At 68.6% G+C, this 6,973-nt stretch carries 6 protein-coding genes; 1 reads left to right on the forward strand and 5 read right to left on the reverse strand.

Annotated features, from left to right (window positions below):
* Nucleotides 1-3: 3 nt before the first annotated feature.
* On the forward strand, nt 4-750 hold the full coding sequence (locus ACIIOY_RS04045) for a transcriptional regulator NanR (RefSeq protein ID WP_411033340.1): 747 nt from the start codon (nt 4-6) through the stop codon (nt 748-750).
* Here ACIIOY_RS04045 and apnL read toward each other — a convergent pair.
* The 5 genes from apnL to ACIIOY_RS04070 are packed head-to-tail and all read right to left on the reverse strand — an operon-like array spanning nt 723 to nt 6,859.
* Entirely contained in the window at nt 723-2,585 is a 1,863-nt protein-coding gene (apnL, locus tag ACIIOY_RS04050; RefSeq protein WP_411033341.1) for a D-apionate lactonase, read from the reverse strand. The genes ACIIOY_RS04045 and apnL overlap by 28 nt on opposite strands.
* Nucleotides 2,582-3,616, reverse strand: coding sequence for a Gfo/Idh/MocA family protein (locus ACIIOY_RS04055; protein WP_411033342.1), 1,035 nt, complete (start codon nt 3,614-3,616; stop codon nt 2,582-2,584). Before ACIIOY_RS04055 ends, apnL begins: the two co-directional genes overlap by 4 nt.
* 2 nt (nt 3,617-3,618) lie before the next feature.
* Nucleotides 3,619-4,680, reverse strand: coding sequence for an ABC transporter permease (locus tag ACIIOY_RS04060; RefSeq protein WP_411033343.1), 1,062 nt, complete (start codon nt 4,678-4,680; stop codon nt 3,619-3,621).
* Nucleotides 4,680-6,224 carry a sugar ABC transporter ATP-binding protein gene (locus ACIIOY_RS04065; RefSeq protein ID WP_411033344.1) on the reverse strand — a complete coding sequence of 515 codons (1,545 nt, stop codon included), beginning with the start codon at nt 6,222-6,224 and terminating at the stop codon, nt 4,680-4,682. The genes ACIIOY_RS04060 and ACIIOY_RS04065 overlap by 1 nt, the downstream gene beginning before the upstream one ends.
* Nucleotides 6,225-6,226: 2 nt before the next feature.
* Nucleotides 6,227-6,859 carry a DUF2291 family protein gene (locus ACIIOY_RS04070; protein WP_411033345.1) on the reverse strand — a complete coding sequence of 211 codons (633 nt, stop codon included), beginning with the start codon at nt 6,857-6,859 and terminating at the stop codon, nt 6,227-6,229.
* Nucleotides 6,860-6,973 lie beyond the last annotated feature (114 nt).

Genomic DNA, 6,973 nt, shown 5'->3' on the forward strand with positions numbered 1-6,973 from the left:
CCCATGAACGTCGTTTCCGAACCGATCGTCCGCAAGAAACTCTCCGACGAAGTCTTCGCCCGCCTCAGGCACATGATCGAGAGCGGGGAACTGAAGGCGGGCGACGAGATGCCCTCCGAGCGCGAGCTGATGGAGCGCTACGGCGTCGGACGCCCCGCCATCCGCGAGGCGATGCAGGCGCTCGCCGGCAAGGGCCTCGTGGAGATCTCGCAGGGCGAGCGTGCCCGGGTGCTGCGCATCACCGCCGAATCCATCATCCGGCAGGTCGACCTGCCGGCTAAGCTGATGCTCTCCGGCTCCTCCGATTCGCTCGAGCACTTGAAGAGCGCCCGCATCTTCTTCGAGCGCGGCATGGTCCGCGAGGCCGCCGCCAGGGCGACCCCGGCGCATGTCGCCGAGCTCGGCGCGCTGCTCGACAAGCAGAAGGCGAGCCTCGGCAATGCCGATGCCTTCATCGATGCGGACATGGAGTTCCACCAGTGCATCGCGCGGATTTCCGGCAATCCGATCTTCGCCGCGGTCAGCGGCGCGATGCTCGGATGGCTGAAGTCCTATCATACGGACATGCTCATCTGGACGGGCCGCGAGAACTTCACGCTCGCCGAGCACGAGGAAATCATCCGCGCGATCGAGAAGGGCGACGCGGACCTTGCCGAAAAGGCGATGATCAAGCATCTCGAACGCTCCCGCGCGCTCTATGCCCTCAAGGAGCAGAGGCAGGCTCAGCGCACGACCTCGACGCAGCCGTAGGGCGGCAGCGCGACCTCCGCGCCCGGCGGCCCCCCGACCTCCCCGGCGATCGACACGACCGCGCGCGGCGCGGCACCCAGGGCGACCGTCTGCGCTGCCGGCGTGATGTTCGCCAGCAGCAGCCGCTCCTTCGTGGCAAGTCCCAGAACCCTGTCCGGCCGCGACGTCTCGACAGCGACCAGCGGCTCGCCCGACAGGGCGCCGAGGCGCGCCAGCACATGGCCGAGCGGGCGCAACGCGCCCTTCGGCGTCGCCTCGCCGTCTTCCGCGACGAGCCCGAAGGAGCCTGCCAGCGTCGAGAGCGTCAGCACCTCCAGGCCCGCGGGAGCGACCGTCGCGGCATAGGCCAGCGTCCAGGCGGCGCCGAACCGGCCGTTGTGGCGCGGGTCGACATCGGCCATGGGAATGCGCCCGCCCGCCGGGTTCTCCTTCGTCGCGCTGCCATAGGGGTTCTGCCGCATGGCGATCGTCGAGGGGCCGATGCGGTAGGGCTTGTCGCCGTAGATCGCACGGGCCGAGCGGACGACATGGGCCAGCGCCTCGAAGGTCTGCATGACGGAAAGGTCGTCGGCCGCATGCACGATCGGGTTGGTGCAATGGCTGACATAGTCGATGAGCGCGCCGGGCACGCGCTTGCGGTTGAGCTCGGTGAAATAGCTCATCATGCCGCCGCCGAGGCGCAGGCCGGGAAAGGCCTTCCGGGCGGCGGCATAGACATCCTCCAAAGGCGGGCAATCCGGCCAGCGGCTGCCGGGCGGCGTCGACTGGCGGTCCACCGAGGGCGAGACGAACAGCGTGTCGAGCGTCAGGCCTGCCGCGCGGACGAGCGCGGCGAATTCCTTCACTTCCCAATCCAGCGGGCGCTCGCACGGCACGGCGAGCTCCAGCGTCACCCTGAGGCCGGACCTCGCCGCGATCTCCGCGTAGCCCTTCAGCGCCTCGATGCCGTGGCCCGCGCCGGGATCGAAATGGGCGACCAGGTGCCGCGCGCCGATCGTCCCAAGGACGTCGAGTGCCGCCAGTTCCTGCGCAAGGCATTCGGGGCGGAGGCCGACGCCGATCTCGGGGAACGCACGTTCCGTCGGCGACAGCCGCAGGGTTATAACGTCCGGCGCAACGGCGGGCACGGCGCCCTCCTCGGCCCGGATCTCGACGGAGACGCGCTGGCCGAACGGTTCGCCCCCCGGCACGCGATAGGGCCAGGGCAGCGCCAGCGGCCGCACATAGGTCTTGTAGGACGCGTCGGTCCAGTTGCGCTGGTCCTCCATCTCGAAGACGTCGCCGGCAAACGCCGTCGTCGCCGCGATGCCGGGGGCGACGCGATGGGTGATGGCGGCGATGTCCTTGAAGGGCTGCCAGGGCTCGATCCGGTCGGGCCAGCGGGCCTCTTCGACGCTTCCGTCGCCGTGGCGGACCTCGACCGGCTCGCCCGCCAGCCCGACCACGGGATGCAGCACGACGAAACCGGCGCGGGCCGTCTCGAAATCGGCGTCGCTGACGCAATCGGCGGAGAAGGTGACGGACTGCGCCGCACCGGCGATGGCGACGGCGCAATCGAGATGGGCGCCGGAGGGGGCGGTGAAGCGGGCCTTGTAACGCACCGAGAACCCTTCTTCCGCCTCCTCGACGGCAAGATCGGTTATCGCGGCGGCGCAGGTACCCCAATCCCTGTCGCGCACGAGGAAGGCGACGGCGCGCAGCACCTCGTGGCCGCGGAAGCGCAAGGTGCGCAGGTTGCCGTCCTGCAGCTCCACGCTCAGGTCGCCCGCGACGAGCGTGCGGCTTTCCGGTTCGCGCTCGCGGGTGCCGTAGAGCCCGAGCAGATCCTCGCTCATCGCAGGAGGTCCTCCAGCGCTACGGTCTCGCCGCGCTCGGCGCTGAGATAAGCGGCCTCGACGAGGGCGAAGGTCTTCAGGTTGTCGCGGCCGGACGTGTCCGGCTCCTTGCCGGCCTCCAGCCGCTCGATCCAGTGCTTTTGGATGAGCACCACGCTTTCCTGGATGTTGTGCCAAGGCCGCGAGGCCCAGGGCCTGAGGCTCGGCGCGACGGTGCTGTGCCTGGTGCCGCCGGGTCCATGCACGGTGAGCCTATAGTCCTTGCCGAGGCGCAGCGTGCCCTTGTCGCCGTCGACCTCGACGAAGGTCTCCGGGAAAGGTTCCTCCGGCAGCCTCGTGGCGTAGCTGACGTCGACGATCGAGGTGACGCCGCCCGTATGGTCGAGCAGCATGGTCGCCACATCCTCGCCGGCGATGGCCGGGTTGATGCGGCGCGTGCGGGCGGTCATGCGGCTGGCATCGCCGAACAGGAAGCGGGCGATGTCGAGCGCGTGGATGCCGAGGTCCTCGATGATGAAGCGCTTGCCTTCGGCAAGGTACGGCTGGCCGGAGAAGACGTCGAAGCCGGAGCGGAAGGAGACGCGGCCCCAGAACGGCGCGCCGATCGCGCCGCTGTCGAGCGCCGCCTTCACCGCGAGGATCGGTGTCTGCCAGCGGAAATTCTCGTGGACCATCAGCGGGATGCCCGCCTCGTCGGCTGCGGCGACCATCGCCCTGGCGTCGTCGAGGGTCGGCGCGAACGGCTTCTGGCAGATCGCCGGCACCTTATGGCGCGCGGCAAGCTCCACCAGCGCCCGGTGGCTGGCGACCGTCGTGGCGATGTCGACGAAATCGAAGCCGCCGTCGGCGAACATCTCCTCCGCCGACCGGTAGCGCCGCGCCACGCCGAACGCGTCGCCGACGATCCTCAGCCTCTCCGGGTCGCGGTCGCAGATCGCCACGATCTCCACGCCGGGAAGATCCTGCCAGCCGTGCATCTGGTTGACGGCGAAGAAGCCGCAGCCGATCAGAGCCCCCTTGAACGTCGCCATGCTCAGCCCGCCTTTGCCAGCTGCATGAGGGTGACGCGCTGCTGCAGGCGGCGCTGCGCCTGGTCGACCACCACCGCGACGATGATCACCAGCCCCTTGATCACCATCTGCCAGAACGAACTGACGCCCATCATCACCAGCCCGTCGGAAAGGATGCCGATCACGAAGGCGCCGATGATCGTGCCGCCGATCGTGCCGCGCCCGCCCGACATGGACGTGCCGCCGAGAACGGCCGCCGCGATGGCGTTGAGCTCCAAGTTCGTTCCGGTCGCCGGATGCGAGGCCATCAGCTCGGACGAGATGATGAGGCCGACGATCGCCGCGCAGAAGCCGGAGAACATGTAGACGAACATCTTCACGCGGTTGACGCGGATGCCCGACATGCGGGCGGCGCGCTCATTGCCGCCGACGGCGAAGATGTGCCGGCCGAGCGGCACGAAACGCGCGAAATAGGCCGCGCCCAGCGCCACGACGATGAGGATCCAGACCGAGACCGGTAGGCCGAGGATCGTGCCCGAGCCGAGATAGCTGAAGCCCTGGTTGCCGAGGTCCTCGCGCCCGGTGAGGTTGGGCAGCGTCTGGCCGTCGGAATAGAGCAGCGCCATGCCGCGCGCGACATAGAGCGTGCCGAGCGTCGCGATGAAGGGCGCGACGTTGAGCCGGGTGATGAGGAGGCCGTTGACCGCGCCGATCAGGATGCCGACCGCCATCACGATGACCGCCACCTCGACGACGTTGAAATAGACCGTGTAGCCGATCGGCAGCGCCACGCCGTACATGATGAGGCCGCCGGCGATCATGCCGCAGAGCCCGACGATCGAGCCGACGGACAGGTCGATGCCGCCGGTGATGATGACGAAGGTCATGCCGATGGCGAGGAACGCGTTCTGAGTCGCGTGCTTCGACATCAGGATCATGTTCGCGGTCGACAGGAAGTTCGGCGCGAAGATGGAGAAGAAGATGATCACCGCGAAGAGCGCGATGAACGTCCTCAGCTTCATCAGCGTGAGCAGGGCGGACCCGCTGGAGACGCTGTCGGCGGCGGTGTGCGTTGCGGTCGTCATCACGCGTGCATCCTTTTGGTTCTGTGTCCTTCTGCGGAGGCCGAAACGATCATCTCCTCGGTGGCGTCCCTGCGGTCGACCACCGTCACGAGGCGCCCGTTGCTCATGACCGCGATGCGGTCCGACAGCGCCATGACCTCTTCGAGGTCGGAGGTGGAGAAGAGGATGGCGAGCCCCTCGCCGGCAAGGCGCCGCATGGTGCGGAAGACGTCCGCCTTGGCGCCGACGTCGATGCCGCGGCTCGGCTCGTCCATCAGGAGCACCTTCGGCCCGGTCATCAGCGCCTTGCCGATGACCACCTTCTGCTGGTTGCCGCCCGACATGGAGGTGACCTCGAAATCCGGATTCTTCGCCTTGATCGAAAGGCTGCGGATCGCCTCCAGGACCGCGTTCCTCTCGCGCCCGGGATCGATGTGGAAGCCGGCCCTCAGGAACTGGCCGAGGCTCGCCATGGAGAGGTTTCCGGCGATCGACATGGATTGCACGAGGCCTTCGCGCTGGCGGTCCTCCGGGATCAGTGCCAGTCCCTCGCGGATGCGGCGGGTCGTGTCGCGGCCCTTCAGTTCCCGGCCCTCGACGAAGATCCCTCCCGTCGCATGCCCGTGACGGCCCATGATGCATTCGAAGAGCTCGGAGCGCCCTGCGCCCATCAGGCCGTAGATGCCGAGGATCTCGCCGCTGCGCACGCCGATCGACACGTGATCGACCGCATAGCCCCCCTGGGCGCGCGGCAGGCAGATGTCCTCGGCGCGGAAGACCTCCTCGCCCGGCGCATGGTCGACCTGCCTTGCGAAATCCTTGGCGTCCGAGCCGATCATCGAGCGCACGATCCAGCGCGTGTCGATGTCCCGGACCATGGCATGGCCGGTGATCTCGCCGTCCTTCAGCACGGTGATGTAGTCGCCGATGCGCATCAGCTCCTCCAGCCGGTGCGAGATGTAGACGATCGCCACGCCTCGCGCCTTGAGGTCGGCGATCACGCGGAAAAGCACGTCGACTTCCGCCGCGCTCAGCGCCGAGGTGGGCTCGTCCATGATGAGGATGCGCGTGTCGAGCGAGACGGCGCGGGCGATCTCGACAAGCTGCTGCTGGCCGATCGGCAGGTCCTCGGCGAGCGTGTCGGCGGAAATGCCGGCCTCCAGCCGGTCGAGAAATTCGTTGGCCTTTTCGACCTGCGCCCTGTGGTCGATACCGCGCAGCCCCCGCGTGATCTCGCGGGTCGCGAAGATGTTCTCCGCCACCGAGAGATTGCCGAAAAGGTTGAGCTCCTGGAAGACGATGCCGATGCCGTGCCGCACCGCGTCGGCCGGGCTGGCGAGGTGGATGCGTTCGCCGTCCATCCAGATCTCGCCGAGCGTCGGCCGCTCGACGCCGGCGATGATGCGCATCATCGTCGACTTGCCGGCGCCGTTCTCGCCAACGAGCACGTTGACCGCGCCGCGGCGAAGCTTCAGGTTCGCCTTCTTCAGCGCCACGATGCCCGAATAGGCCTTGGTGATGTCCTTCAGTTCGAGGATGACGTCGCCGTCGTCGATGCCGCTCATCCTCAGCCCCCGACGGTGATGGCGGCCGGCACCAGCTGCGGCAGCTGGCCCCTGGCAGGCAGCGGATAGGCGCCGGTCGCCGTGAGCCTCTTGCCCGTCAGCCCGTCGCGCGGCAGCGCCTCGAGCAGCGTGGCGTTCACATGGGTGTTGAACGACTTGCCGAACTGCGCCCATTCGATCTGATTCTTGAACGCATTGAAGTCCACGAAGTCCAGGCTGTCGCGCAGCGCCGTGCCGCGGATGGCCGGGCCGATCGAGACGCGCACGTCGGCCTTGGCGTCGTTGTCGACGTCGACATCCACGTAAGCGGCGCGCGATTTCGTCTCCTGCGCGACGATCACGCCGTCGACGCGGGCGATGAAGGTCCAGGGCGCGTTGCCCTGCCGTGCCTTGTGGCCGTATTTCCGCCCGGCCGCGTCGGGATCGGCGGCAGCGGCCGCAAGCACCTCCGGCAGCGGCGCGGCGCGCTTTTCGAGATAGGGCAGGACCTCGCCGTCCCACATGTCGGCGACCATCCGGTCGGGATCGAAGCCCGCTCCGGCGTCCTTGTCCTTGTCGGCGGTTTTCACGAACTTGCACCCCGACAGCCCGAGGGCCCAGGCAAGCAGGATGACGGCGGCGGCCTTGCAGCGCATGACATGGAACTCCGGCAATTTGGCGCGGGGGGGGGGGGGGGGGGGGGGGCCCTCCCCCCCCCCCCCCCCCCCCCCCCCCCCCCCCCCCTCCCCCCCCCCCCCCCCCCCCCCCCC

It is taken from the genome of Shinella agrisoli, assembly GCF_046557955.1.
In the GTDB taxonomy this organism is placed as follows: Bacteria; Pseudomonadota; Alphaproteobacteria; order Rhizobiales; family Rhizobiaceae; genus Shinella.